The 26,035-nt window shown below is 41.4% G+C and carries 18 protein-coding genes and 3 pseudogenes; 1 reads left to right on the top strand and 20 read right to left on the bottom strand.

Annotated features, from left to right (window positions below; all coding sequences use genetic code 11):
- Nucleotides 1–230 precede the first annotated feature (230 nt).
- The 3 genes from BO26_RS18680 to BO26_RS18670 all read right to left on the bottom strand — a co-directional run bounded on the left by BO26_RS18680 (nt 231) and on the right by BO26_RS18670 (nt 3,550).
- A complete protein-coding gene (locus BO26_RS18680) occupies nt 231–1,274 on the bottom strand; it encodes a fucose-binding lectin II (RefSeq protein WP_036774166.1) in 1,044 nt (347 codons plus the stop codon).
- 62 nt (nt 1,275–1,336) lie between these two features.
- Nucleotides 1,337–1,843: a hypothetical protein gene (locus BO26_RS18675; RefSeq protein ID WP_051691062.1), complete on the bottom strand. Its 507-nt coding sequence runs from the start codon at nt 1,841–1,843 to the stop codon at nt 1,337–1,339.
- A 780-nt stretch (nt 1,844–2,623) separates the two neighbouring features.
- Nucleotides 2,624–3,550 (bottom strand): hypothetical protein, encoded by a 927-nt coding sequence (locus BO26_RS18670; RefSeq protein ID WP_036774164.1) that lies wholly within the window; start codon nt 3,548–3,550, stop codon nt 2,624–2,626.
- 490 nt (nt 3,551–4,040) lie between these two features.
- Here BO26_RS18670 and BO26_RS24340 point away from each other — a divergent pair.
- A pseudogene (locus BO26_RS24340) lies at nt 4,041–4,188 on the top strand (Txe/YoeB family addiction module toxin); the annotation flags it as partial.
- A 222-nt stretch (nt 4,189–4,410) separates the two neighbouring features.
- Here the strand turns inward: BO26_RS24340 and BO26_RS18665 are convergent.
- The 17 genes and pseudogenes from BO26_RS18665 to BO26_RS22505 all read right to left on the bottom strand — a co-directional run.
- Nucleotides 4,411–5,028, bottom strand: a pseudogene (locus BO26_RS18665) (Pvc16 family protein); the annotation flags it as partial.
- 24 nt (nt 5,029–5,052) lie between these two features.
- Nucleotides 5,053–7,137, bottom strand: coding sequence for an ATP-binding protein (locus BO26_RS18660; RefSeq protein WP_036774162.1), 2,085 nt, complete (start codon nt 7,135–7,137; stop codon nt 5,053–5,055).
- 9 nt (nt 7,138–7,146) lie between these two features.
- On the bottom strand, nt 7,147–9,309 hold the full coding sequence (locus BO26_RS18655; protein ID WP_036774161.1) for a contractile injection system tape measure protein: 2,163 nt from the start codon (nt 9,307–9,309) through the stop codon (nt 7,147–7,149).
- Between the two features lie 63 nt (nt 9,310–9,372).
- Entirely contained in the window at nt 9,373–10,587 is a 1,215-nt protein-coding gene (locus tag BO26_RS18650; protein WP_036774159.1) for a tail fiber protein, read from the bottom strand.
- Between the two features lie 109 nt (nt 10,588–10,696).
- The gene (locus tag BO26_RS18645; protein ID WP_036774158.1) at nt 10,697–14,062 is read right to left on the bottom strand and encodes a hypothetical protein; all 3,366 of its coding nucleotides are present in this window, start codon (nt 14,060–14,062) and stop codon (nt 10,697–10,699) included.
- Entirely contained in the window at nt 14,059–16,758 is a 2,700-nt protein-coding gene (locus tag BO26_RS18640) for a hypothetical protein (RefSeq protein WP_036774157.1), read from the bottom strand. Before BO26_RS18640 ends, BO26_RS18645 begins: the two co-directional genes overlap by 4 nt.
- Before the next feature lie 42 nt (nt 16,759–16,800).
- Nucleotides 16,801–17,217 carry a hypothetical protein gene (locus BO26_RS18635; protein ID WP_036774156.1) on the bottom strand — a complete coding sequence of 139 codons (417 nt, stop codon included), beginning with the start codon at nt 17,215–17,217 and terminating at the stop codon, nt 16,801–16,803.
- Nucleotides 17,214–17,675, bottom strand: coding sequence for a GPW/gp25 family protein (locus BO26_RS18630; RefSeq protein ID WP_036774154.1), 462 nt, complete (start codon nt 17,673–17,675; stop codon nt 17,214–17,216). The genes BO26_RS18635 and BO26_RS18630 overlap by 4 nt, the downstream gene beginning before the upstream one ends.
- Before the next feature lie 12 nt (nt 17,676–17,687).
- Complete coding sequence (locus BO26_RS18625) at nt 17,688–19,289, bottom strand: phage baseplate assembly protein V (protein WP_036774153.1); 1,602 nt, start codon at nt 19,287–19,289, stop codon at nt 17,688–17,690.
- On the bottom strand, nt 19,286–19,969 hold the full coding sequence (locus BO26_RS18620; protein WP_036774151.1) for a CIS tube protein: 684 nt from the start codon (nt 19,967–19,969) through the stop codon (nt 19,286–19,288). Before BO26_RS18620 ends, BO26_RS18625 begins: the two co-directional genes overlap by 4 nt.
- Nucleotides 19,956–20,135, bottom strand: coding sequence for a DUF5908 family protein (locus tag BO26_RS18615; protein ID WP_036774149.1), 180 nt, complete (start codon nt 20,133–20,135; stop codon nt 19,956–19,958). Before BO26_RS18615 ends, BO26_RS18620 begins: the two co-directional genes overlap by 14 nt.
- Nucleotides 20,132–20,590, bottom strand: coding sequence for a phage tail protein (locus BO26_RS18610; protein WP_036774148.1), 459 nt, complete (start codon nt 20,588–20,590; stop codon nt 20,132–20,134). The genes BO26_RS18615 and BO26_RS18610 overlap by 4 nt, the downstream gene beginning before the upstream one ends.
- Nucleotides 20,591–20,603: 13 nt before the next feature.
- Nucleotides 20,604–21,809, bottom strand: a complete 1,206-nt coding sequence (locus tag BO26_RS18605; RefSeq protein WP_036774147.1) for a phage tail sheath family protein — start codon at nt 21,807–21,809, stop codon at nt 20,604–20,606.
- A 48-nt stretch (nt 21,810–21,857) separates the two neighbouring features.
- On the bottom strand, nt 21,858–23,255 hold the full coding sequence (locus BO26_RS18600) for a phage tail sheath family protein (RefSeq protein ID WP_036774145.1): 1,398 nt from the start codon (nt 23,253–23,255) through the stop codon (nt 21,858–21,860).
- Between the two features lie 10 nt (nt 23,256–23,265).
- Nucleotides 23,266–24,345 (bottom strand): phage tail sheath family protein, encoded by a 1,080-nt coding sequence (locus BO26_RS18595; protein WP_036774144.1) that lies wholly within the window; start codon nt 24,343–24,345, stop codon nt 23,266–23,268.
- Between the two features lie 53 nt (nt 24,346–24,398).
- Nucleotides 24,399–24,848, bottom strand: a complete 450-nt coding sequence (locus BO26_RS18590) for a phage tail protein (protein WP_036774142.1) — start codon at nt 24,846–24,848, stop codon at nt 24,399–24,401.
- A gap of 374 nt (nt 24,849–25,222) precedes the next feature.
- Nucleotides 25,223–25,597, bottom strand: a pseudogene (locus tag BO26_RS22505) (IS630 family transposase); the annotation flags it as partial.
- Nucleotides 25,598–26,035 lie beyond the last annotated feature (438 nt).

Below are 26,035 nucleotides of genomic sequence, written 5' to 3'. Positions count from 1 at the left end.
AGGACGTCAAGAAGCAACGTTAAAAATTGCTCATGCATTGCTGAACAGCGGAATCGATTGTGAAACAGTGATGAAAACCACCGGTCTGAGCCAGAGTGAGCTTGAATAAATGTCCGACAAAATTACTGTATTTCTTCCAAATACTACTATTTGTTTTACGGTAGTCATATGAGTAGGAAAAAAAGCGCCACGGAGGGCGCAATAATTATTCGAAACCAGGTATTTTTAGTTTATGTCAGAGGCCAATTCAAGAACACCACGCTATTATTGTAATGACTATTGGTACCGTTTTCAGCACCGATAATAGCTGTTCCCGGTTTTCCATCAAATATATTATCGAAATAACGCAGCTTGCATGGTTTGCCATCCCCCTCAATTTCAATACAGATTTTGCCTGTACCTGATGTGTAGGCTTTAGTCGCCATGAGATTATTTTGCCCTTTACCGGTTACTGTATCTACCAGAAGATCGTCAATATATACTTTTACAGTTTGCGGAATATTTGTATTAGCGTAGGCTGTCAGGCCGAATCGAATACTGTGAGGTAACTGGAAACAATGTTTACCCGTGTCATTAGTACCACATGTTCCATGACAGACTTTACTATTGCCTCCACTATTGTCTCGGTGACTGCCTAATAAATCGGTATCGACCGATACTGCAGCTTGAACATTTTTGAAGGCTAGCCCTCTCCAACCTTGATTATCGCTGGAGATGATGATTGGCCCGGCATCAAGTGCATTCAAATTTGGGTCGAACCGAATAAAAGAATCCCCTTTGAAAAAACAAATAAAATTTCCATCGATATTTGGCCATGAAATAATGGCATCCAGATTGCTACTAAATTCTGCATATTTCCCTGTCATTCCCCATCGGTCTGAAATAGTGCTGGTCTTAATTGTGTGTAAATCGATGGTGTAATCTATACAATGTCTGCCTTTAAAGAAACAAACGGTGTTGGTAGTCAATTCTATGGCGGCATCTATTCCATTTTCCAGTTCTGTTCCTTTTAATCCAGGCCAGCCATCTATAATGAAGTTTGGGCCATCAACGACCTGTGCTTTCTCGATATCGAATTTAAGATATAGTGAACCTTTAAAAAAATATAAAAAACCATTTAAATTAATAACATCGTCAATATATCTTTGGAACCCGGCAGGCAGGTTGGGCCAATCTTTACCGATGGATTGGGGGTAACCCATGTATGTATTTAAACACTGATTATTGAACTTAATGTTTTCTTCATTGAGGAAGAAATAACTAGATATATTCATTGTTATATATCCTTTGTGGTTATAAAATAAGAGATAATTTAAATCTTTCTGGTACAACGGAATTAAAGTTTCATAATAAAAGCTAATAGATAATAAGGCGGAATGATATCAATGCTATGATTATGTGAAGGGGACGATGCTGTTGCCGGATGATTATGTCCTTCTCCTCCTCCTGTGTTTGATGTATATGCGTAAATAGGGGTGAAAGTAGTAGTCATTATTGTATCAGAGTAATTACGTATTTGCTTAATATTAGTGCCGCCAGGACTAAAATAGTTATATCTCATTCCCGTATCCGTATAATAAGGCATACCTCTAATATGGTTATGACTAGGTATTTGTGCTTCTGTTAATATTGTATTTTCCACAGTAACATTGACCGAAACCGCAGTTGATGCTGTATCTATGGAAAAGTTTTTTCCATTCCCTCTCCCACTGGCTTTATTACTGCTTTTCCCTGTCTCAGAAAGAGTTTCACCGCACATGACAAAACGGCTTCTTAAATCTGGCGTTCCATTATTACCATCACAAAAAGCCCAGCCGGTAGGAGCATCTCTACCGGAAAACATCACAATCATTCCTTTTGGGAATACATTATCGAGATCAATACTGATGCCGCTATTGTCTGTCTTAATACCATTACCCGCTTTAATTTTTACACTTAATCCATCTTTATCTGCTGTTAAGCCGCCGTCAGGGTTAATTTTTATTGCCTGTGTATAGTCATCACCCGGTTTTAGCGCTGAATGTGGATTATCAGTCTGACCAAGCGTTTTACCAATTTAATGGCGATCCATAGTATTGGTATTCTCTATATTGGATTCTAAAGTGGACCGGTTATATTCTTTTTCCGTTTTTATCACCTTGTATATAATATTGGGTTGTTTTGTTCATCAATGGTATAGCTACCGCAATAACATGATTTATAGATGTTATTGTTTATATTTAAAAAATTATCTAATAGTTATTTAAATAATTCCTTGTGAAACAAAACGATTATTGGCGGGGGATTTTTATATACAATATTAATTAATAACAGAGATTGTTAATGGATGTTGATTTTTTCGGTTGTTCAATTTTAAGTATGACAAAGCGAGGATAATTAACAGGGTTGTTTTTATTGATTGGGATAATAGGGTTTGTTCTATTTTTATGTTTATAGTTATTTCTAATAAATTAATATGATTGTCAGTAAAATAAATTAAAATAATTATTTTCGTCATGAGGGGGTTATTAAATTCTGCTGTTTACGCTTTTATTTATGAATTAATTTATATCATTAAGAAAGATAGGTGTAATAAATTGTACTAGCTCGAGTTTTAGCTAATACAATTCACTGTTTCACATATCTAGCTATTTTTATTTCCGGTTTTCATATTATCAGGAAGTATGGGCCTTTTATCTCGAGTAAATATAATTTGGTGTTTGAATTCACCGCCATTCCTCCTTTTATTTAAATATTCTTGCATAGGATTCTCACTAAGGTGAGCATCCCCTATAGAGACAACAAATGTATGATTTTCTTTTTCAGCGGCATGTTTTGCAATTTTCTCTGCTAACGTTGGATTGATATATTCGTCGCGCCATGTACCCGAAGTAAAACCAATCATTTCCAGGGCGATTTTATCTAATTCCCTATTACTTCCGGCTTTCGCCAGAATTTCAAAAAATTCATCACGTAATTGATTAAATTCGGGACGAAAAAAATGACGAATAGCGGTCTCATGTAATTTATAAAATGAAGAAGTTTCTTCTGGCGTTAACTTCTCACGTGTTGATTTATCCGACAATTCAAACATCTCTTTCATAGCGTTAGATAATTCTGAATCCTCCCATCCAACAATTTCAGCTCGCCTATTTTTATTCGTAAACAGTCCTGGTTTTGCCATAAATTCTTTTGGTATATACTCCGGATTATTTTCATTTATCTGTTCATCTGTTGCCTCAATATAAAGTTGAAGCGTTCCAGCATCAAAGCTACTATTAACATCAGGTATATTCTTTGCGTATTGAAATGGTGGTTTATTATGGCCATCACCAGCAATAATAATTTTAGGCTGTTTATTTGAGAATATTTCTTTTATTCTTTCTGTAGTCAGTTCCACCTCTGTGTCGTTTTCATAAGTAAACCATTTGCTATGCGCAGTGGCAGGTGTCCTAGCATTAAAATGCTTTTCTAGTTCTAATGGAAGATTACTTTCATCATGAGTCGCATTATTTGGCTTGGATTGTTGTCTTTTTTTCTCTTCTTCTTTGCTATATTCGTGTTCCATCATATATTCACCTATCAGGTAGTTTGAAGTAAGGAGTTTATTAGATATTAATATATTAGACAGTTAGACAGAAGTTGTATGAATTAACTCTATATTTATTACAGAATTTCTGATATTTTAGTATTACCATGAAAAAGTCAAATAAACATATTAAAAATATTTATTTTTAATAAATATTTATTTGTTATGTAAATAATTTTTTGTTATTTTTCTGTATAGCGCTTGTTTATCAGGTTTATTTTAGGTGAATTTTAAAGGTAACTTATTGTTGGAAATGGTAAAAGAGGGGGAAGAATTGCTGGCGGGGTTATTTTTACTGGCAACAGAATGATAATAAGCTCGTTAATGCACTTAACGAGCTTATTAAAGATATATACCTGTTATCTTTCAAGTTGCCTCTTTGTTGGCTGCGTTCACTTACCCAGTTATCTATGCTCCTGGGGATGCGTTCTCTTGCCGCCGCCCTGCAACTTGAAATCTATTGGGTATAGAAAGAACTCAATTCCGTGGTATTAAACCTGAGCCATTGAAACATAATCTTACAGGTTATTGGTCACGTCGTATTACCGGTGAGCATTGACTGATCTATGAAATGGAAGGTGACCGATGGATTATTCTTTCTTTGTCGGTATTATTATTAATAGGGCGCTGTAGTGTTCCATAATAATTATCTATTTTACATATAAATTTTCATCTGTATCATCAGCTCCTTTTTCTTAATGATGCACGTAATTTTCTGAATGGTCCACCTAATCTGTATAGTGTTCCATTATTTCTCTGAGGTGTGCTACTCAGCGTTTTCTTCAACAATCATAATGCCTATGCCGTTTATTTTAATTACGGTTTCCTGACTATTTATCCATATTTATTTGTGAACTGTCCAGATTGTTTTTTTGTTCCACCGAAGCAGAGATTTTGCTGATTGGTATGACATTTTCTTCAATATTTTTTAATTTCATTGGAACGGTAATGGAATACATTAAAGAGAGACGTGGACGATTGCCAAGTGCTTGCCAAAAGTTACCCAGGCTATTTAAATTTTCCTGTTGTGGAATAACTCGGGTATATGCACCGGGAATACCGGTTAATTGACGGTTATTTATCAAGGCATTTAAAACCCGTGTCATGACTTGTGCGGCTTGATTATTGGGCTGACTGTCCGGGCTGGAACTGTCGCTTGAGGGTTTATTGGCATCCCAGTAAGTAATTAAATAGTTACAATTGATATTGACCCAGCCAGGTAATAATGTATTAGTCGCAGGGTTATAACGTCTTGGTTCGGCAGAGCGTAATTGTAAATCTTCATATATATCATACAGAAATACACTTACCGTCGGTTCAGCTTGAATGGAATTGATTTCTGGTAGATCAAACCGAATATTAATTTTATTTCCATCAGTATTTAAATACTGGGATAAAATAGTATTTAATACTTGATTAATTTCAATAATAGCATTGTCAGAAGCAATTGTTGTTGTCATGTTAACTCCAATTTTATGAAATGATTAAAATATCAGTCGGCCAGTTTTATTTAATTCAAGTGTCACTGCCCGATCTATATGTTTGTTTTCGATTTGTTCACAGTGATCATGTTTCGCTAACATTGATGCTAATAAAGCAATATTTCTGATATTAGCACCCGTTAAATCAGCGCGTTTAGCCAGATGTTCAAGATCCAGCTCATCAGATAATTTTAATTGTTCAGGCCAGATTGTTTGCCACATCTTTTTACGTAACATTTCATCGGGATAAGTAAAGCGAGTAATAAAGGTAAAACGACGATTAAATGCGCTGTCTAAATGACTGCGATTATTGGTGGCTAAAATCACTAACCCTGGATAATTTTCCAGTCGTTGCAATAGGTAAGAAACTTCAATATTGGCATGTCTGTCTTGAGCATCTTTGGTTTCACTACGTTTGCCAAATAGGGCATCGGCTTCATCGAAAAATAGCACGCCGGAATCCGCTTCAGCCAGATCAAAAATACGCGAGATATTTTTTTCTGTTTCGCCAATATATTTATTCACAACGGTGGAGAGATCCACTTTAATCAGATCAACGCCAAGATGTCCGGCAATCACTTCGGCGGCCATAGTTTTTCCGGTCCCGGATTCTCCGTAGAATAGTGCGCTAATACCCGTTCCATAACCTATTTTTTCCTGAAAGCCGGTAGCCATAATCTGGTCACGGTAATGAATGGCGGCAATAATTTCTTTTAATTGTTGTGCTAATGTATCTGAAATGACTAAATCATTAAAGCTGCGTTCAGGTGTTATTCGCTGAGCTAATTTACCGAAATTTTGTTGAGCACGAAATTTTAGTGCTTTGCGTAGATCGGTTTCTTCCAATTGACCTTCTGGCTGTCGGAGTATTTGGTATTGATTTGCTTCTTTAAGAATTATCGGCAATGTTTCTGCGGTAAATGAAAAACGCTGACATAATTGAGTGATATTTATTTCCTGGACTACCTTATCCGGTAAGCTTTCTTTCAGCATTATTTCTTTATCTGCCAGTGTGAGGGCCGGCATATTAATTTGCACCATTGGTAGATGTTTAATCCAGACTAATGAGTCTTGTGGTTCTACCAGACAAACTACGCGTAATTTGGGATGATTCAGTAAAGTAGATAATTGGTTATTTAATATTTTCTTTTTCTCTGCCAGTAAAGAAAAATTGCGAATTAATAAACAAGCATTATGTAGCTGGGTTTCCCGTACTGCATCTGTCAGTAAGTTAGCGATTATAGTTGTATTGTCTTCGTTGGGCAGGTTGGCTAAATCAAGAGTTAAAGTACTGATGTTATGAGATGCCATAATATGGCTTACTGCTAATTCTCTGGCACTGTCCTGTTTTCCTCTGAGTATTATCAATGGGTGCGCTTCATTTGTTTCATTGAGTAATATCTTTTCAAGTGAATGATAAAGGGCTTGAGGATACCAAGCTTGTGAAGCGGGTGAATGCCAATAAGCACAAGTTATCAGGGGAGGTAAAATAACCTGCTGGCCTGATAAAAAATGCCAGACAGCACTGTGAGTTAAGAATTGCGTCTGTAGCCAGATAGATTCTTCGTGATTATTGAGTTGTAATAGTTGATTCTTGATTAATGGTGTTTGTGGTAAAAAGCTGTTTTGCTGTAATTGTCTGTCACTTTGGCGTTGGCTAAATAATTCAATTGCTAAAGCAAAAGTAGGCCACTTTTTTCTACTGTTACCGTGCAGAGCAGCAAATAGCGCATGATAACGGTTGTCAAAATGGGGTAATAAACCCAGTAGTAAGGTATCTCGCTCAAATTCAGTCAATTCAAAACGATCAACCAATATTGATAATGGATCAATGGCTGGGCTGTTCTCTGTTTCTGGCAGACTAATAATATCATGCGATTTAGTTAGCCAATGGGGAATGCCCTGTGGTTTTTTCAAGCGCTGATCTAATTCATCCTGGGTGAGTAAAAAACTTTCCGGCAAGGAGTTGTATCTGTCATTCTTTTGGTAATAATAATACTGTAACCGCAGATCGATACGTTCTAAATGGAGATAAATCCAATGTGATTCTGCCACTATATTGTGGCTATGGGTAAGTGGGTAATCCATATAAACCTTCTAAATATTTTGCCAGTCGATGCGTAAAGGACGATCCAGCCAGGGAAGTCTGGCGATATTTAATGGCCACGGCCAATCGGCCAGTAGCGCATCAAATGGTTGTTGCTGGATTGTGATTTTGATTTCTTGCTCATCTGCCAATAATTCACCCGGTCGTTGTAAAAATAGTTGCCGAACATCATTGCGGCTTAATTTTTTCCAGCCGGGAAGTTGGACAGTAACCGCATCCAGCCATTGATCTGCTATCAATTGTTTTTCTGGCTCGATAGGGATTGATTCAATATCGTTATCGGCTATTAGTCCACACAGAATGTAATTCAGTAATTTTCTTTCCGCTGGCCTCCCTTCGGTTCCCCAAATTAGGTGGTCAAGTAAATCAACAGCATTAAACTGGGCTTGACGATGGATAAATTTCTGTTTCTCAAGTAGACCAAGCTGGTTAAATAGTGTGGGTAGCATTGGCCAGAGAATTAATATTCCGGCATTTTTTACCTGATCTGGAATAGATTGTTCAGGCAATAAAGCTCGCCCAGAGTGTGGCCTGTTAATAGTTTTATGTCGGTTATGGTTATTGTCTGTAATAAGGGGGTTATCTGTTATTGATAATATTTTCTGATCTTCGGTAATGACCTGCTGATTTGCCAGGTGTTGGTATGCCTGAATATTTGAAATATCAACGGGATTCATGGTTGATTGTTTATCAGATATATTCTTATCCGTGTGGTTTGGCATAAAGCATTCCAATAGATATTGGTATTCTTCAGCCGACAGATACTTTTTGCAAAGCTGTGAAACAGAAACGGTTTGCCAGAGTTGTTTTAGCCAACTATTTAATGAACTGTTGTTGGTCATAGCCTGGCGAAATAGCTTAATAATAGGAGCGGCATGAAGTATACCGTTATTGAGTTCAGTGGTAATACGCGAGATGATTTTCGCATTGGGTTTAGGTATTTCCTGTGTATTATGCCGCTGTATATATTTCAGTGCATTAAGTATCAATTGTCCGGAGGAGACAAGCTCCTTCTGATATTGTGGTTTGTTTACGCTTGCGGATAATTTGCGGTTAATTGCGAGTAATAAGGCCGGTTGTCTGATAGCTAAAAGCCGCTGTAGACCATGTTCAGATAAACAGCCTTTCGCTAATAATAATGCTGATTTTTTTTCTATCTGCATTAATTGATTGATTAATGGCTTAATCTTGATATCGCTATTTTTATTATCGGTTGTTACCTCCATTGGATTGAGTTGCGGATCTTTTTGATATAAGAAATGAATGAAACTCTCGGCATCAATTAAAAGATTGTCACTGGATAAAGAGGTCTTATCAGTTAATTTATTGGATGTTGGCTTATTCAGTAAAATTTCCTCCTGATGGTTATTTATCTGATATTGACTAAGTGTTTTATTCAGCTCAACCTTGAGAATACGCGAGATGATTTTCGCATTGGGTTTAGGTATTTCCTGTGTATTATGCCGCTGTATATATTCCAGTGCATTAAGTATCAATTGTCCGGGGGAGACAAGCTCCTCCTGATATTGTGGTTTGTTTACGCTTGCGGATAATTTGCGGTTAATTGCGAGTAATAAGGCCGGTTGTCTGATAGCTAAAAGCCGCTGTAGACCATGTTCAGATAAACAGCCTTTCGCTAATAATAATGCTGATTTTTTTTCTATCTGCATTAATTGATTGATTAATGGCTTAATCTTGATATCGCTATTTTTATTATCGGTTGTTACCTCCATTGGATTGAGTTGCGGATCTTTTTGATATAAGAAATGAATGAAACTCTCGGCATCAATTAAAAGATTGTCACTGGATAAAGAGGTCTTATCAGTTAATTTATTGGATGTTGGCTTATTCAGTAAAATTTCCTCCTGATGGTTATTTATCTGATATTGACTAAGTGTTTTATTCAGCTCAACCTTGAGGCGAGTAGGGAATAATGAGTTAAAGTCATGGAAACTTATTTCACCAAGGTCTAGAGTTAATTTCTCTAAAGAGATATCTTGATGAATGTTATATTCATCAAAGTATGAATTGAGTAATTTATTTATACTGGTCTGATTAAGCAGGGAGCCATGCAATACTTTTTTAGCCACCTGTTGATTATTAGCTGCAATAGTAATGGTAATCCGATTTAACAGATTTGGCTCCGAAGTCATATAGATATTTCCTTGGTAATGAGTAAATAATAGGTAATTTAAATCTGTATTTGTGGAATAGAATTAAATCTTCATAATAAAGGCTAATAAATAATAAGGCGGAATTACATCAACTCTGTGATTATGTGAAGAGGATGATGCTGTTGCTTGGTGATTATGTCCTTGTCCCCCGCCTGTGTTTGATGTATGTGCATAACGAGGCGAATAGTTGGAAGTCATTACTGTACTAGAGCCGTTATTTATTTCGTATGTTTTATCTTGTGTGGAAACCGATTCATAACCATATTGCATTCCATAACTATAATAGTAAGCCATACCTCCAATATGTTTATGACTAGGTATTTGTGATTCAGTTAATGTAGTTTCTTGCACATTAACACTGACAGAAACTTGAGTTGGTGTTGTATTTCTGGAAAAGTTTTTTCCATTCCCACTCCCACTGGCTTTATTACTGCTTTCCCCTGTTTCAGAAATAGTGTCACCGCACATGATAAAACGATTTTTTAAATCTGGTGTTCCATTTTTACCATCACAAAAGGCCCAACCTGTAGGTGCACTACTACCAGAGAACATAACTATCATTCCTTTGGGGAGTACTGTATCGAGATCGATACTAACACCATTTGAATTAACAGTAATACCGTTGCCAGCTTTAACTGAAACACCATTACTATCAACGTTAATACCATCACTGGCCTTAACATCTAACCCATCACCTATTTTTATTCCCCAACCAAGTCTTACAGATATTCCTGTAGATTCGACGTTAATTGTTTTATCTTTGGCTTTTACAGAGACGCCATTAGTATCAACATTAATACCATTATTAGCTTTGACGGCAACACCACTATCATTAACGGTAATACCGTTGGCAGCTTTGACAGCCACATCATTACTATTAACAACAATACCATTGCCTTGACCAACACATATTCCATTGGTTTTATTAATCAGACCGCTACCAAGATCTACAGATAAAATATCATCTTTCAGCATTAACGGAGAAAAGTCCTGGCTGGAAAGTGTACCTATTTTTAAATTAAGCGTACCGTCATCGGCCAATTTCAATCCTTGCCCAGGACCATTTTGTTGTGGTGCCTGACCACAAGCTTTGCGCCCAATATCGGCAATATTAATCAGATCGGCATAATCGGTCTGTAATGGAATACTGCCTTCTTTAAAACGGATTTTCAAATCATCGGCTGAAGGCCCTTGTGAGTTAATAGTGATATTTTCCAGATTGGCTTCGGAGTTTTGCAGATTATATTTTTTTTCCATTTTTATTACCTTGTATTATGTTGGCTATTAGACTTAGAGAGATTCAAGTAATAGCGAGATTCTTGAAATATTCTGATGTATGAATAAATGAGATGTTTATTTTATATTGTTAAAGTTTGTTGCCATCACAGGAGAAATAAAAACCAAATTTTGTATGTACTTCTCCTTTAAGATCATTAGGATCAGAGAGGTAATTCAGTGATAAAATAAGTGGTTCCTCGGTGTAAAATGATGCGCCAGAAAGATTTGGATTATCGCTTAATACAAATTCATAATAAAATGACCAGCTACTTCCTGCTGGAGGGTCATATAAATGCATTGCCTTCCATGATGAGTTAAGTCCTACTTTTTTTCTTCCTTTAATATGCAATATTTCGTCAGTAATAACCCCATTTTTATTCTTTTTCACTTTGATATAGTAATCTGTCCATGCATTATTGGATTCCAGTACGGCGTATTCAGGCCCTATTTGACTGTTATCGGTTAAAAATACCAGCTTGCCTTTATTATCTACCGGTTTATATAAATACTCTGAAATAGCCGTTTCTTTATTATTCTCCTTATTAAGATTAATATCTACCCGTAATATACCTTTAGCATAGGGCACATATAATAATTGATCGCTTTTTATGACTTCTTCGTTCCATTGATCGCCAGATGGACCAATGACCTCAATACGCTGTTGTTCGGTGGCAATGCGCATACTGCCAATACCGGTTGCAGCGGAAGGTAATCTACCCAGGGTTAAGGTCTCTAGAATATGGTATGCCTCGTCCCCTAACGGCGCATCATTGTTTTGCCAGCGTTTATAGGTATTGGCAAAATCTTCAAAATGTTTCGGTGATAACCAGTGAATAATCATCGAAATATGCGCAGGAAATTCAGCGAGAATCTCCGTTTTTACCCAGGCTTCCAGTTTGTAAGGGTCAACTTTACTGCTCTCAATTAACAGGCGATTTACTACCACGCTAACTACAAATGAAAAACGATCAGCCAGGGCATATTTTTCGCTGGAGAAATACCAGCGATAACGCCATGCTTCTGTCTCGGGTGGAAAATTATCCCGTGAGTCTTGGGTGCGTCTAATTAATATCTTGCCTTGAATGCGATTAAATTTGATGACTTGTGCTTTGAGTTCATATTCGGATTTCTGTTCGGCACGAACTGTACGGGCTAATGTTTTTTTGGTCGGTCCAGAAGGAGTAATGACATATTTCAGCGTGATTTCGTCATTTTCTTCAATCATAGCAGGGAAAGGGCTTTGGACGCTGGAGGTAATCCAACGTTCATCTTCAGCATTGTTGTGATATGTGGCATCGGCATAAACCAATTGATAATCCATATCTTCCAGCCATACTGGGCTATTTTGCCAGTGCAGCTTTCCTTGCTCAAATGCCACCAGCACTCTTTCCAGATTGTGTTCTAGATCCGAGCTGTTACGTGTGCTAAGGGAGAATGTCTCTTCTGTCACCTCAGTGATCATCTGGCCGCGTAATGTAAATTCTCTGTCACCTTCAATGATAATCAGGTTAATCACCTGGCCTTGTAATAAGCGGCCTGCTGTACCTTTTTGGGTGATTTTTAATTGATCATCTTTAACTACCAGAGAATCAGGTTTTTGCTTAGTATCGAATTGGCTATCGGGTTTTACCGGTAGTAATTGACGATGTTCAATTAAATAGAAAGGTAAACTAGCCAAATCAGGGGTATCACTGAAACATTCCCCGCCCAAACCCAATCGTGCGGCAATTCGTTTTTGTAGCGCCGACACTTTATCAATCCGAATATTATTACGTTGATAGGTGAGTTCGGGTTGTTGAGCCAGATAGCCTTGCTGAGTAGACAGAAAGTCTTTGAAACCCAGTAGTGAGTTTGATGTAAGTGGTCTGGCGGCCAGTTGAGCGCCAAAATAACTCAACAGATGATTCAGAATTGTCGCTTCTTTTATATAGTTTGGTTTTTGAATATGGTTATTAATATAGATTTGTGAATCGCGGCTGAGTTTTGCGGTTAAATCAGGAATGATCTGTTGATGAACATTGTCACTAACAGTATTAGCCTTAAAAGGCCATTGCACACCATATACTGTCTCCCCCCGTTGTTTAAAGGCCAGAAGTTTCGGCAAGAGGGCAAGTTCAGCACAACCGTTAGCCAACATTTGTTCAAACGGTAGCATAAATTGGTGTAACTGTATTTGCTGTGGAGTACGTTTTTTATTCTGTAATCCATAGCAGGCGGGTAACTTATTACTCACCGGATAGTAATCCAGAACTTTACGATGTTTACCCCAGTCCAGTAATTCCGGCTGTGTATCGATCAGCGGCTCTGCAATAAGCTTTTTCTCGATATCTTGTTTAGAAACAACAATTTTAATGCCTCCTTTGGCGGTAATGGTGAGTGGGCTATTTGCTGAGGTGATTAATGCCAGTGGGTCGTTACCCCATAATCTGGGGTAATATCCCTGAGCAATTTCCCAGGACCAATTATCGTCTGACAGTGGAGTAATGGTTTGGTCGTGATCAGCTAATGCCAGCCGGCTTACACTTTGAACACCTTTAATCGCCAATAATCGGTTAACCAGATGGCTTAGATTTAATACGGTAGCGCCGGTGTAATCTTTGGCTTTAGGTAATGTCGGTATCCAGCCGTGATGTAAATAGGGGCCGGAGAATATCTTTTCATTACTGTAGCCCAGATTTTTCATAGCTTGAGTGGTATAGCGGACGGGTTTTTCCAGCACCATTTGTTCCGCCGTCATATAAACCTGGGCGAAGATATCAGCAAAATCGATGACGTTATCTTCAAGCTCAATATTAATCTGCAAAGGGAGATCGGTAGGTTGCAGCCAGATAATATGACTGACGGATTCCCCCAGATTACGGTTATTTTTGAGGAAATCGTTAAGTTTTTCCTGAGCCAGTTTATTATTGGCCTGAGTTTCCTGACCAGGCAGTAAATAAAGCCAGTAATTTCCTCTCAGTGCTAATTCGCCATCTGATCCTAAATCGTTAAAGGTATATTCACGTTTCTTTTTGTTGTACCAATATTTATAGCGTTTATCTTCCGGTTCACGAATTAATTGGACATCATTAAAGAAAAAATAACCTTCGCTGGTGTCATTCATTGTGTCGCTACTGTGCAGGTCCAGTAAGGCTCGGCGATAATCTTCCGCCGTGATCGGGCCACAGGTCAGTGTTTGCTGTGGGCCGAACTCCTGGGGGAAAATACCGTCGCCGGGTGTTTGTTCTGTGGGGTCGGGCGTAAGAAGATCTTTCAGGGGTAATGAATGACGGTAAGCCAGATCGGATGCACCATAACAACAGGCTTCCAATAAGGTGATACCGGGATCATTTTCACTGGTATTGTTCCAGCATTGGCCGGATTGTTGTTCAATGACCGTTTTGGCCTGAGCAAGTAAGGCATCAAAAGTAATATCGTCTTTGACGATGGGAAACAGGGCATCCTGATGACTCATTGGTTAACTCCTTGGTTTGAGGGACGCTTCTCTGGCCAGACCAAAATCAGCACTTCATCATCGGCAGCTTCGATACTTTCACCTATAGCACCCGTGGTTCGGTTAGCGATTGTTAGGCTTAAATTGGTGACGCGTTCTACCAGAGGAGATTGTTGGATGTTGGCTAACAGTTGGTAGTAGTCAATGCGGTTACCGGTTGTCACGCCGATAGTCGGGTTCTCTCCCCATGGCATATATTTTTGGCTTAACTGCTGTTGTAGCTGATGATGGCCGTAGTCAGGGTTAATTCCTGAGATAAAGGTCACCTGGTAATCCACTTTAACGTCAACGTAGGTGGGATTGTTGATTTCAATTGTTGCCCAGGGACTACTGAGTTGTTTGATCCATTCGACCATCTCTGCCAGTCGGGCAGGGTTTAACTTTGGTCGTAGGACATCATCGTTGTCTTTGTAACGGCTGTTAGGGATCACAATCAGTCGCTGTTTTTTCGGTGCCGGGATTTTGGTTAATTCATTGGCAGAAGGGTATTTGACATCAAACAGGTTGATAAATTGTTCTTTTAATAAGGTGACAATGTTACCCCAACTCAGTACCCGATTGCGGTGAGACAATTGGGCAGGCAGACGTGTCAGGAAAGTTTGCTCGGTTTCTTGCGGACGACCGTTCCAGGAGACCCAGGGTTGAGTGACACCACTGATTGCAGGGGATGCATTGACCGGCTGTTTAATACTGTCGGCGGCTAATCCGTTGATAAAGTGATCCTGTTCAACAGTGTCTCCATTGACTAATGTCGCCGTGGTGGCGTTATACAACAGGCCCTTAATCCGTGGGTAATCCTGAGGATCAGTCTGCGCCGTTATCTCGGCTTTCAGCCAGTATCGTCCTGCCGGCATCAGAGCGGCCTGATTGGAAGCATCTTGGGGCAATAAAGTGCGCCAGATACCCCGGTCGAACAAGTTGCGAGTTTGATCGTCAACTAATTTGTCTAATGTGCTCCAGTTGTTGCTTTCGTTGAGATAAAACCAGGATAAAGCGAGGGCTTTAATTCCTTCTAATTGCCAATATAAAGATAGAGTTTGTCCCGGTAATACGCCCGTAAAGCCTAAATAGAAGGTTTCATGAGTTAATGCAGGCGTTCCCGCTGTTGACTCGCCCCGGCCAAAAGGCGTCAGCGGGTAAACGGTGAATTGCTCAGGTTTAGCTTTAGCGCTGAATTGAATCTGCAATGCACTGATTTGTGGCGTATAAGGGACATTTTTATCCGTGGGATTTTGCCAGTATTGGGCGTGCATAAAATCCTGTTCAGCCAATTCTATGCGCACGGATGCAGGCCATTCGTTGGGCGATGAGCTGTCTGAGAGAGGATAATTCATCGCCGGCAAGGTCAATGTCAGACTTTGCCCTTGTGGTTCTTTACTTCCATTAAATAACGATTGGGTAGCATTGAGTGTCTTTCTTTCCTGAGGGGTGACTAAATAGCCTTGTACTTTAAACGCGCTGTTATCGGGTTCAGGGCTATAACTTTTATACCACTCTTTAAAACTCTTGGTAGGTAAGCCAACCCATTGAGGAGTCATCGTCAATGTTGCGTTTTCAGTGCCATACCATTCTGGGGCAACCAGATTAAAACCAGAACCCAGTGATGGTGATTGACCGAAGGGGAAGCTGGTGGTATCCGTCTGTTCGATACCGCCATCAGAGGCATAGCGTACACTGCGGTTACCATTAACACTGACTTCGATCCCTGTAATCTCGGGTAGAATAGGGCTTTGAGTGGTGCCTAGCTTTAACACCGGTACATTAAATACCATGTTATCCAAGGCATCAGGGGGAGCGACGGAGCCATCACTGGATGATAATCCAAGCTCCAGCGTTGTTTTGTCGATAGATTTTACTGACAAGGAGAGCCAATGATCCCCTGAGCTGATTTTGGCGGTGATGTGCTCAGCATTACCTGTCCATTCGCTTGCCAGAGTCACTTTAATCCGGCGCTCTCCTGCTGACATGGCAAATAAGGAGGAGGTAATCAGGTAACCAGACAGAACCGGGCTATCATGGGATGTTGGGCTGAAAAGCCGAATACCGTTTTCAGGTAATGCCAAATTATCTGAACGGTTCAGTGGTGTTGCTGATTGCCAGCCATCTTTATCTTTTCGGTACCAATATAGGTCGGTCAGCTCCCCTTGGTTTGCCAGTAAATCTGTATCTGATGCATATTGTAACGAGTTTCCGGCGCTGTCTTGCCCTGCATCAAATAACGTGTCTTGGGCTATCAGCGATTCTGTGCTGTCGGGATTGAGGGTAATTCCTAGCGCAACTTTATCCGCTTGGGCTTTTTTAGGTTTTAGCCCCAATAATTCCCGGTAATAAAGATCGCGGTGTCGGGCCGGGAAGGTATTTAATAATCGGTTGGGTGTTTCTAATAACTTTAAAAAAGCCAAAACAAAAGCTTGATGAGCCGGTAAAAGACCATCTGCTTTATTTGCATTCTGGTATATATCGGCTAGTTGTTGCGGATTATTTTCTTGAATAAAGTAAAAACTGTCCCAGAACTGGTTTTTCTCTTGATCAAAAGGAATTTCTTTAGCATAAGCTTTAAGCCAGTTTAAAATATCTAGCGTACTTCTTTCATCAAGTTTAAATACAGTATCTGGCACAATAGCAGAGAGTTTCTTGTCTAATTCGGCCTGTCCCATATTTATTCCACCTGTTATTTAAAATAAAGTTGAAGAGGTTATTTACCCGGCAGTGACCGTATATTGGCTGGCAATAAAACGGCCTTTTCCCATGCTGGGAGCCGTTACATCCGGGCCACTCGATGGATTATTGGCGGGTTGTGACGGGGTAAAACGGGCGATGAATTGTTGCCCGACAACAATTACCGTGGCTGGGCCGCGGCAAAAGTTGGCTTGCTGGCTGGCATCCAACTGAGCAATAGTGACCATACCCATGCCGGGCACCGGGTGGCTTGGGGTGATATATTGCGCCTGAAGTTGCACCTTTTTTTCATCACCCACGATGGCGATTTTTTTGCCCTGGATTTTGGCGTGTCCGCTGCCCCGGATGGTTGCTGGCCCTAAAAGGGTAACTTGTCGGTTGCCAAATAACGGTTCGAATAGCAGGTTGTCGCCATCAACTACCAGTTGTTTACTCATAAACTCACCTGTACCCGGCCCTCATTAACTTCAAGAACGCCTTCAATCTGTTGGCTGATTTCGCTGCCTCTCAGGGTGTAAGTGACCTGAGTATGCAGGGTATTAGGTAAGTCAGTCCTTTGGTTCACTTGAATCTCGCGGATATCTGCGCGAGGTTCATAGCGCAACACACGTTCTTCAATCCGAGTTTGGATTTCTGCCATCATTTCGTCACGGATATTGGCAAACAGATAATCACTCAGGCCGCAACCATAATTCTCATGCATAATTCTTTCGCCGGGTTCAGTCAGAAAAAGAATTTTCATATTTTGGCGAACGTTTTCTGCTCCTTCTGCCATGGTTACACCTGTTGGTATTTCAGGATGTGCATTATCTTTGATAGAAAATTGTGGCGGAAAGGCCCAACCCCGACCGTAAATATCGGCTAATACTTTGTCGGCTAATACATTGTTTGTCATCTCATTACCTTATTATTGGGTTAAGTTAATCTTTGCACCTTTAATATCAACCCCGGATTTACCGGCGGCGGACAGAGATTTTTCGGCCTCTATTTTAATTTCCTGAGCATGAGTAATAAGATTCTTAGCGGAATTAAGTGTGATATCTTTATCCTGTTGCAGAGATAAGGTGTTTTTTCCGCTATTTAATGCGAGGGTTTTATCTTTATTATTAAATACTAATGCCTGCTGATTTTCTCCTTGTTTGATCACTAAGGTTTTCACCGGATTTTTTTCACTCGGTTCTAACGGTGATTTATTTTTAGGGTTGTGCATTGAGCCTAATATCACCGGGAAGCGCGGATCGCATTCAAAGAAGCCGATAATCACTTCATCCCCCGGTTCAGGGTAGAAGCAAAATCCGCTTTCATGGCTGGCGTAAGGTTTACCTAAGCGAGCAAAAAGGGTGCCGTTGGTTAAGTTCAAAGCCGGTATTTTGACCGGAATACGCCCCAGGGATTGGCTATCCCGCTGGTATTTTTCCACGATCCCGACATGTAACTCTTTCGCTTGCGGTACAACCTGCTCTGTTTCCGGTAATAGTCCCAGGGTGAGTCGGGTACGCCAACCTTGTCGCTGATTGATGGTATGGCTGACTCCGGTGAGAATCGCCTGACCATCCATCCCCTGACCGAAGCCGTTTAACGCGAGTACATCGCCTGCTTGATAATGGTTATCGCCTTCAACTTCGAAATTACCGGATACGTTATGATTTCGCCGGTTATTCAGGATGCCTTGAACAAGATGCTTGGCTTGTTCATTGTCCAACGGGTAACTGAAAATCCATTGCCATTCTTGATTGGTCAATGATGCCAGGTTGTCGGTAGCGAGTTGATTACTCCCCAATCCGCTGTTTTTTGCCTGATTGGCTTGAGACAGCTTTTGTTGGGCGATATCCCAGGACTGTACACTCACTGTTTTTGGACTGCGTTGGTTATCCCATTGCAGATTCGCTTCAAATAACACCGCATCCTGATGGTTAGCTCGCTGGTGGATGGTATGTACTGTTGACCGATTCAGTGATTCCGGGGTGACCAGCGTCACTTGATCGTTACCGGGCAGTAGCCAGGTGTGGGTCGCGAGCAGCCGACTTTTTAGAAAAGTCCAGTCATTACAGCGAAACTGTACCATTTGCTCATGCACCGTTTTCAGCTGAGGCGCTTGTTTTATCGTGACAGGTACATTTGCTTGGCTAAACAGCTTCTTGATAATTGCCTCATCACTTTGTTTGTTAAACAGTTGCGAGTGGAAGTTGTGAGTTAATTTTTGCAGTGAATGTTTGGCGGTCAGAGTAATGATGCTGTCCTGACCTTTAAGCCCCAGTGCTTGTCGAACGATGATCCCCTTAAACACCACCGTTTTTTCGATCTGCACGCTAAGTTCATGATTCGGGCGGCAGTTTGCCAGTTCAGTTTGCGCTTTGGCATCAAAGATATGGCTGGCATCACCGGCGATACCCAGCGTGATGTTAGCTGAGGGGATACCATTGATATGATGGTTTACTGTTAAGCTGATAACCGTAAAGTGGTTGAGCGTTTTGCCACCTATTTTGATCGTTATCGACGGTATTTTCATGCATCCCCCTTTGCTTGCAGGGTTTGTCCAGGGGTGAAATCGTCAAGATTATCCAGTTCGTTTTGCCAGGCCAAAGAGAGATAATCAATTCCACCTGCCAGAGAAGCACCGGCACCTAAGGCGATCAAGGGCAGGGAGAGCATATCGGCTACATTGACTGCGGTGACTGGCGGTGATTTTAACTGCTGCTCGGTAGCCTGAATTACAAAGCTTTCATCTGCCACCAGAGATAGGGTAGCGCTGGCCCGCAACGGTGTGGCGTCCCGGTCAAACAGGGTGTAACTGATGCTAAGACCGCTGGCCCGGCAAGCAAAATAGCCTTTGTTTTCCCAACGCATTTTGCCCCATTTAATTTTAAGAAAGTGGGGAACGTGAGTACTGGCATCAACGGCACACAGGGCTTTCAGCGTCGCCAGCTGCGTTTCCACCGAAGTGTTGTTACCGGGCATGGTGGCATCAAATAGCAGAACTAATGACAGGCCAGCCGGTGGGGATAACACATAGCGGCTACTTTGACTAATACTGTTAACGCTTTCGTCCTTTTGATAATGGGTTTGGTAATCGAGCTGGATGGCATCGGGGTTGTACATCGCCTGCAAACTCCCTACCGAGATTTTCCCCTCACGGTCCTTGAACGCGGTAAGGGTGAGTCGGGACAGGCTGCGTTCAATTAAGCTCATAATGACCTCCTGTTTCGCGCAATGCATCTAACACGGCTTGTTTCACCTTTTCAATCAGGCGAGAGTTATCCAGTGCTTCCTGCGCTAGTGTGGGTGGAGCGACAGAGTGATTCGCTGAATCGGTCACTTTAGCCTGAATAATCAGCTCCTTAATTTCGACGGTCATGCTTTCACTCCTAACCAGCGCATATCCTGATAACGTAGCTCCAGAGTATTGACCAGAACCGTATTGCTATTGGCATCAAAATCCCCGGTAGACCAACGAACTGGCAGAGCATTACTTAGCGTCCAGCTTGCTACGGGGATTGAATTTTCATTCAGTAGGATGATGACCACATCGGCATAAGTTGCTTTTTCACCACGCAGAACGCGATCGAACGTCAGAGTCAGCGGGGTAACGGTCATCACGCCGCGCTCCAGTACCAGACTGCCATGCTGGATTTTCTCGGCCAGCCAGATATTTCTGATGTTTTCCCCGCCTTGACTGTGTTGGCTGGTTTGCAGTTCACGGCTGAGGCCAGATATCCGTTGAAAGGCAATGTCGAGTGGGCTGGGGATATTGTTAAAAAGAAAACTGGCAATAAAACGGTGTGATACCGACGGGGTATATAGGTTGTTCATACTTTGCCCCTGTTTAATGGGTGATCCCGGTACGGGTATCAAATGTCAGGCTTAGCTCGATAAATTCTGCCGGAATTAACAGTGCCAGCCTGATTTTCATGATCATTCTTCCGGCCTGCAGATCTGTTTCACTCATCGATTCGTCAATCCCCAGTAAAACCTCAAATGCCTGATCTTCTTGAGTGCCGCGTAATCCGCCGTTTAGCCATAACTGACGTAGCCAGTTGTAAGCCTGGCCTTTAAACTTCGTCCAGGTGATGGCGTTATTGGGTTCAAACACAAAGGCTCGACCCAGTTGAGTCATATGGGCTTCGATATAGGAAACCAGACGGCGAGTCTGGATATAGCGCCAGGGAGAACCGGGTGTGTTGTCCAGCGTGCGGCATCCCCAGATCCTTGTTCCTTTGCCGGGGAAGCTGCGAACCAGATTCAGCGAGGTACCGTTCTGATTAAACAGGTCATCAGCTTCAATATAGGAACGTACCGGGTTGATGACTTTGGCTAATGGGACATTTGCAGGTGCATGCCAGACGACCATTTGGTTATCGTTACGCTGAATGATGGCGGCCACTGCAGCGGTCGGTGAAAGCACGATAGGCTGATTTTGTTCTTGATAAGCGCTTTTCAGTCTTGGCCAGTAGACGGCGCCCCATTGCCGATCATTTGAGGAAAACTGTGTTAAACATTCAGCGGCCAGTACAGGATCATCTGGGGCATCCAGTAATCCCATGATGCCGCGTCGGCTGTTGCAAAGGTTGAGTACTGATTGCCAAAACTGTAACCAGAATTGAGCCTTATCGTGTTGATCTATTCCTGAATCGGGATCATCCATCTGATTCAGATAAACAATATCGGGAACCACAATCAGCGTGATAGCGCTCTGGGCGGAGATTGTCTGTTTAACCCAATCTTGTTGTAGGCTGGTGGTTAATGATTGAAAATCGTCTCGGGGTTTATCAGATCCTAGCGACAGTACATAGGCTTGCTGACCCCCATTTTCAAAAAAGTGACGCACGGAATAATACGTTAATCCTGATTCACCAAATGACAGGGTAAAGTCGGTCAGGCTATTTAGCTTGATGGCGGTTTTGTCATTAACACGATCGTTTTTAGCAGGTTGGGTATAGCCGATAAAAACCGGTACACCGATAAATGCATCATCTTGTTTCTGGGATATCAGGTTCTCCGTGATTGTGACGCCGGGCTGTTTTATTTCCATTCTCGGTTCCTCACTAGAACAGGCGCGGCGAACCGCGCCTCAGTACGGTTACTGTGCTACATTTTGCGAAAATTGCAGGATAATAAATTCAGCCGGACGGACCGCCGCTATACCAACTTTGACGATCATTTTGCCTTGTTTAATGTCAGTGTCGGACATAGTGAGATCTTGACCAACTTGGACAAAATAAGCTTCCTGCGGGCTGTTACCGGCAAGCGCTCCTTGTTGCCAGAGTTGATGGAGATAGTTATCAATGGCGGTGCGGACGCGTTCCCAGGTTGGCTGACTATTGGGTTCAAAAATGGCAAATCGCATTGCTTGCTTGATATCTCGTTCTGCCGCATTAAATAAACGTCGAACCGGAATGTAGCGCCAGTTGTCATCATCTTGCAGAGTACGCGTACCCCAGACGACAAAACCTTTGTTGGTGAAGTAGCGAATGGCATTGATACCTTTTTGATTCATGGTACCTTGCTCATCGTCAGTGAGCCGTTCGGCGACATCACTAATCCCACTCAGTACAACGTTAGCGGGAGCTTTCCAGACGCCACGGCTGGCATCGGTGGCGCAATAGACACCGGCCATCACTGCACTGGCGGGAATCGTTTTGCTTATGTTCCGTATTGCAGTAACCGCTTGCTGATAAACATCTGGGTTTTTCTCTTTGAGCTGCACCAGATTGGTGACTTTGTCTGGTGTTGTATCTGCATCCTTATAGCCTGAAACCGCGACAAGCTCCTCTTCCGTTTGCATAAGCTGTGAGACTTTCACGGCGGGATAATATGTTGCAGTTTGTGAGGGGACATTAACGCTGATAGTGGTTGCTTTATCCTGATTGTCGGCAATAAGGAAATAGCCATTATTCAATAATGAAGGTGTCAGGCTGTTATATATCTGGCTCTGATAATCAGAATCTTGTTCAGGACAGACAATTAAAGTGATTTCTAAAGCCTGTTCAATTAACTGAGGGATTAAGGCCAGAGTGTCAGTATTACTGGTATCCGTAATTGGCAGGATATAACAAGGCCCGCCGCCATTTTGGAAATAAAGTTTTAAAGCATCACTGCTTATTGTGTAGCTATCAACCACTACCTGGTAAGTGTAGCCGGGAGTTTCTTCAGCAGCAGTGGGCGTAGTGGTAGCCAGTTCTGTATCATTTTCAACTTCTTCGTTATTTTTGACTGATACATCGCCTTCGACTGTTTTGGGTTTTTCAGGAGTTGATTCGGTTGATGTGATAGCTATTTTTCTGGCACAACCTACGTTGAACAGGTTAGTAAAATCCAACCAGCTATTGACACGGGTTATTTGAGGCGTTGTGCTGGCTTTTTTGGGTAAGAAGCGCCCAATAAAAACGGGTATCGCGGTATTTCCCTGGCTAATAGACAGTGCCAGTGATGCGTCTTCTTCAATATAGACGCCAGGATAAGTTGGTGTTATTGGCATGTTGCCTCCATTATTGCGCGATGTTCTGCGTAAACTGCAAGATAATAAACTCGGCTGGGCGAACCGCCGCCAGACCCACTTTGACAATCATTTTGCCCTGCTGGATATCGTCATCGGTCATCGTGGTGCCCTTGCCGATTTGAACAAAGTAGGCTTGTTCGGCTTTGTTGCCCATCAAGCCGCCTTGTTGCCAGAGGGTGTGAAGATAGTTATCGATAGCGCGGTGGACGGCTTTCCAGGTGGGTTGGCTGTTCGGTTCGAAGACAGCGAAGCTCATGGCGTTTTTAATATCCCGCTCTGCACTGTTAAACAGGCGGCGAACCGGGATGTAACGCCAGTTATCGCTGTCCTCAAGTGTGCGAGCACCCCAAACCAGCGTGCCGCTCTTAGGAAAGGTACGGATCATATTCAGTGCCTTGCCTTTGTTATATTGCGTTTGCAGGTCATCAGTTACCGGGTATTTAGGTTGTAATCCTCCCTGAATAGGAACATTAGCGGGCGCTTTCCAGACCCCTCGGCTGTTATCGACACTGGCATAAATACCGGCCATCACTGCGCTAGGCGGAATATCAACGGGGGCTTTATTTTCTCCCCATTCAGCGGTTAGCCAAGGGTAGTAAACTGCGCCATAAGCGGTAGGGGAATAAGGCTTGAGAGCTTTTTCTGGTTCTTTTATATCGGTATCATTTTGTGGGCCATCAAAAATGGCGAATAATCCTTTGCCTGGCTGGCAAAGTGTACTTACGGCATCTTTAATTTCTTCTCCGGCAGCAACCAGCAATGTCACATCGTCAAGTTTTGGCACTTGTGTTTCTAAATCTTTGGTTTTAACGAGATAGCAATATCCACCGCCGTTAATAAAATAGGCACGTAGTGAAACGTCAAGGATATTTTTGGGATTAAATGGCTCACCTTTGAGTGTCAAATAGTTCATCCAACTACTAACACGAATATAGTGCTTATCTGATATTAATAAACTGTTGTTTGCAACAGCAAAGACTGGCACTGCCGTTGCACCGGAACGAACGGAGAGTGCTGGTGAAGCGTCCTCTTCGATATAAACGCCGGGATAGGTTGGTACCGTTGGCATGTAACCTCCAATTATTATGCAATATTTTGAGTAAACAGCTTTATAAATGCGTTTTAAGCCGCCTGAATTGTCACTCGATCTGCTGTCAGGGTAATTTCCTGCACGGCAACTTCGTTGCTGGTGGCATCAAAAGAAGGAGAAGTTAATGAGGTTGGGAACGCATTTGCCACGCTCCAGGTCATTAAAATCTCTGTGCCGGCTTCGTTGGTTAAACTGATTGAAATGTCTTTTTTCTCAACCTGATTAAGTTGAATAGAATTAATCCAGTCAAAAAGTTTAGTATCGCCAGAAAATACTCCTTTACGCAGTGAGATATTAATCGCCTGACGTTGGCCTGGCATTTTATAGTAATTTCCTGTGCCGTCTTTGTATTCTATGACGTCATGAGAAATATCAAGACCGGAAACGCTGTTAAAAGGGACTTGCTCATCGCCGATAGAGACAACAAATCGGTAAGTAGGAATTGGATATTCAACAGCAATTTGTTCTGGAGTTGTAGACATAATGTTTCCTTAATGGGTTATTTGAGTTTGGAGAAATAAACAAAGTGTTATTGCTTTGTTTTGACTAGCACTGAGTTATGGGTATAGCTACCGCAGCAACCTGATATAGAGGTTATTATTTACGCTGAAAAAATTTACTTTACGATTATTTCAATCGTATCTAATAAAGCAGCATGATTATAAGCAATCAATATTGACAGGGAATATTAATTAATAACTATTTGTAATTATTAATTGATATGGTAAGGATTACTCATTTTAGGTATTTGTGCAGTTTTATTTGGTTTTAGAGATAGGAAAATTATGAATGGAGAATTATTTTCTATTTCTCTTTTATCGATTAATTGAGGATAAAAAATCGGATATATACCCACTTAACTTGAAGATGCAGGATTCAGAACCTGGAAGTTATCATTCATACGGCACGACAGGTTCCCGGCAAGTTCCGGTAATATTTCCGTAAAAAAGCGATGTATTGCCTGCCTGAACAAGGCCGTCGAGGCGAAATAATGGTTATTCCTGACCTGTTCATTCATCACCTTCCACAGCCTTTCTATCGGGTTCAGATTCGGGCTGTATGGCGGCAAGTAATGAAGGTCAATATTCATTACATAAGCCCAGTCTTTCACCAGCTTGCTCCGGTGGTGACCGGCTCCGTCAAGGATAATATGAACCTTCTGACTGACCGGATAGGTTTCACGCAAGACAATGAAAAACTCGGCGATGTAATTCTCTGTTCGTTGGTACTCTATCTAAAATAACCATCAGTCGTGCCCAGTTACAGAGTTATCTACTCTCCCGGGGATTCTCTCCCTTTCCGCCGCGATGCACCTTGAAATCTATAGGGCATAGTTTAAAATTTGAAATCAATATTAATTATGTTCAGGTATTGGTACTTTTTTGATTACTTATTGATTATGAGATTTAGTAGTAATTCGATTTAACCGATTTTCTACGAAGTCCAGTAAATAGTTAAAATTGATATTTGTTCATTAAGACAATAATTGATTTATTATAAAATCATAACTTTTTTTTATAAACCGTGAAAATGCCGATTTTGAATATCGGCATTTAGCTGTAAAAGAGAAGATTAATTTAATGCTTTAACGCTTCAATTTTATCCCGGCTCAGCCCGGTACTGGTGACAATAATGTCCAAACTCACGCCATGCCGTAATAAAGCACGAG

The sequence above is a fragment of the Photorhabdus australis DSM 17609 genome, from assembly GCF_000711895.1.
Lineage (GTDB): Bacteria > Pseudomonadota > Gammaproteobacteria > Enterobacterales > Enterobacteriaceae > Photorhabdus > Photorhabdus australis.
Note: the sequence above shows the minus strand (reverse complement) of the source record. Positions and strands in the feature narration are given on the sequence as shown.

Excerpts from the sequence above, each read along its gene's own strand:
- BO26_RS18680 (WP_036774166.1), bottom strand. The coding sequence starts at position 1,274 with ATGAATATATCTAGTTATTTCTTCCTCAATGAAGAAAACATTAAGTTC.
- BO26_RS18675 (WP_051691062.1), bottom strand. The coding sequence starts at position 1,843 with ATGTTTTCCGGTAGAGATGCTCCTACCGGCTGGGCTTTTTGTGATGGT.
- BO26_RS18670 (WP_036774164.1), bottom strand. The coding sequence starts at position 3,550 with ATGATGGAACACGAATATAGCAAAGAAGAAGAGAAAAAAAGACAACAA.
- BO26_RS18660 (WP_036774162.1), bottom strand. The coding sequence starts at position 7,137 with ATGGATTACCCACTTACCCATAGCCACAATATAGTGGCAGAATCACAT.
- BO26_RS18655 (WP_036774161.1), bottom strand. The coding sequence starts at position 9,309 with ATGACTTCGGAGCCAAATCTGTTAAATCGGATTACCATTACTATTGCA.
- BO26_RS18650 (WP_036774159.1), bottom strand. The coding sequence starts at position 10,587 with ATGGAAAAAAAATATAATCTGCAAAACTCCGAAGCCAATCTGGAAAAT.
- BO26_RS18645 (WP_036774158.1), bottom strand. The coding sequence starts at position 14,062 with ATGAGTCATCAGGATGCCCTGTTTCCCATCGTCAAAGACGATATTACT.
- BO26_RS18640 (WP_036774157.1), bottom strand. The coding sequence starts at position 16,758 with ATGGGACAGGCCGAATTAGACAAGAAACTCTCTGCTATTGTGCCAGAT.
- BO26_RS18635 (WP_036774156.1), bottom strand. The coding sequence starts at position 17,217 with ATGAGTAAACAACTGGTAGTTGATGGCGACAACCTGCTATTCGAACCG.
- BO26_RS18630 (WP_036774154.1), bottom strand. The coding sequence starts at position 17,675 with ATGACAAACAATGTATTAGCCGACAAAGTATTAGCCGATATTTACGGT.
- BO26_RS18625 (WP_036774153.1), bottom strand. The coding sequence starts at position 19,289 with ATGAAAATACCGTCGATAACGATCAAAATAGGTGGCAAAACGCTCAAC.
- BO26_RS18620 (WP_036774151.1), bottom strand. The coding sequence starts at position 19,969 with ATGAGCTTAATTGAACGCAGCCTGTCCCGACTCACCCTTACCGCGTTC.
- BO26_RS18615 (WP_036774149.1), bottom strand. The coding sequence starts at position 20,135 with ATGACCGTCGAAATTAAGGAGCTGATTATTCAGGCTAAAGTGACCGAT.
- BO26_RS18610 (WP_036774148.1), bottom strand. The coding sequence starts at position 20,590 with ATGAACAACCTATATACCCCGTCGGTATCACACCGTTTTATTGCCAGT.
- BO26_RS18605 (WP_036774147.1), bottom strand. The coding sequence starts at position 21,809 with ATGGAAATAAAACAGCCCGGCGTCACAATCACGGAGAACCTGATATCC.
- BO26_RS18600 (WP_036774145.1), bottom strand. The coding sequence starts at position 23,255 with ATGCCAATAACACCAACTTATCCTGGCGTCTATATTGAAGAAGACGCA.
- BO26_RS18595 (WP_036774144.1), bottom strand. The coding sequence starts at position 24,345 with ATGCCAACGGTACCAACCTATCCCGGCGTTTATATCGAAGAGGACGCT.
- BO26_RS18590 (WP_036774142.1), bottom strand. The coding sequence starts at position 24,848 with ATGTCTACAACTCCAGAACAAATTGCTGTTGAATATCCAATTCCTACT.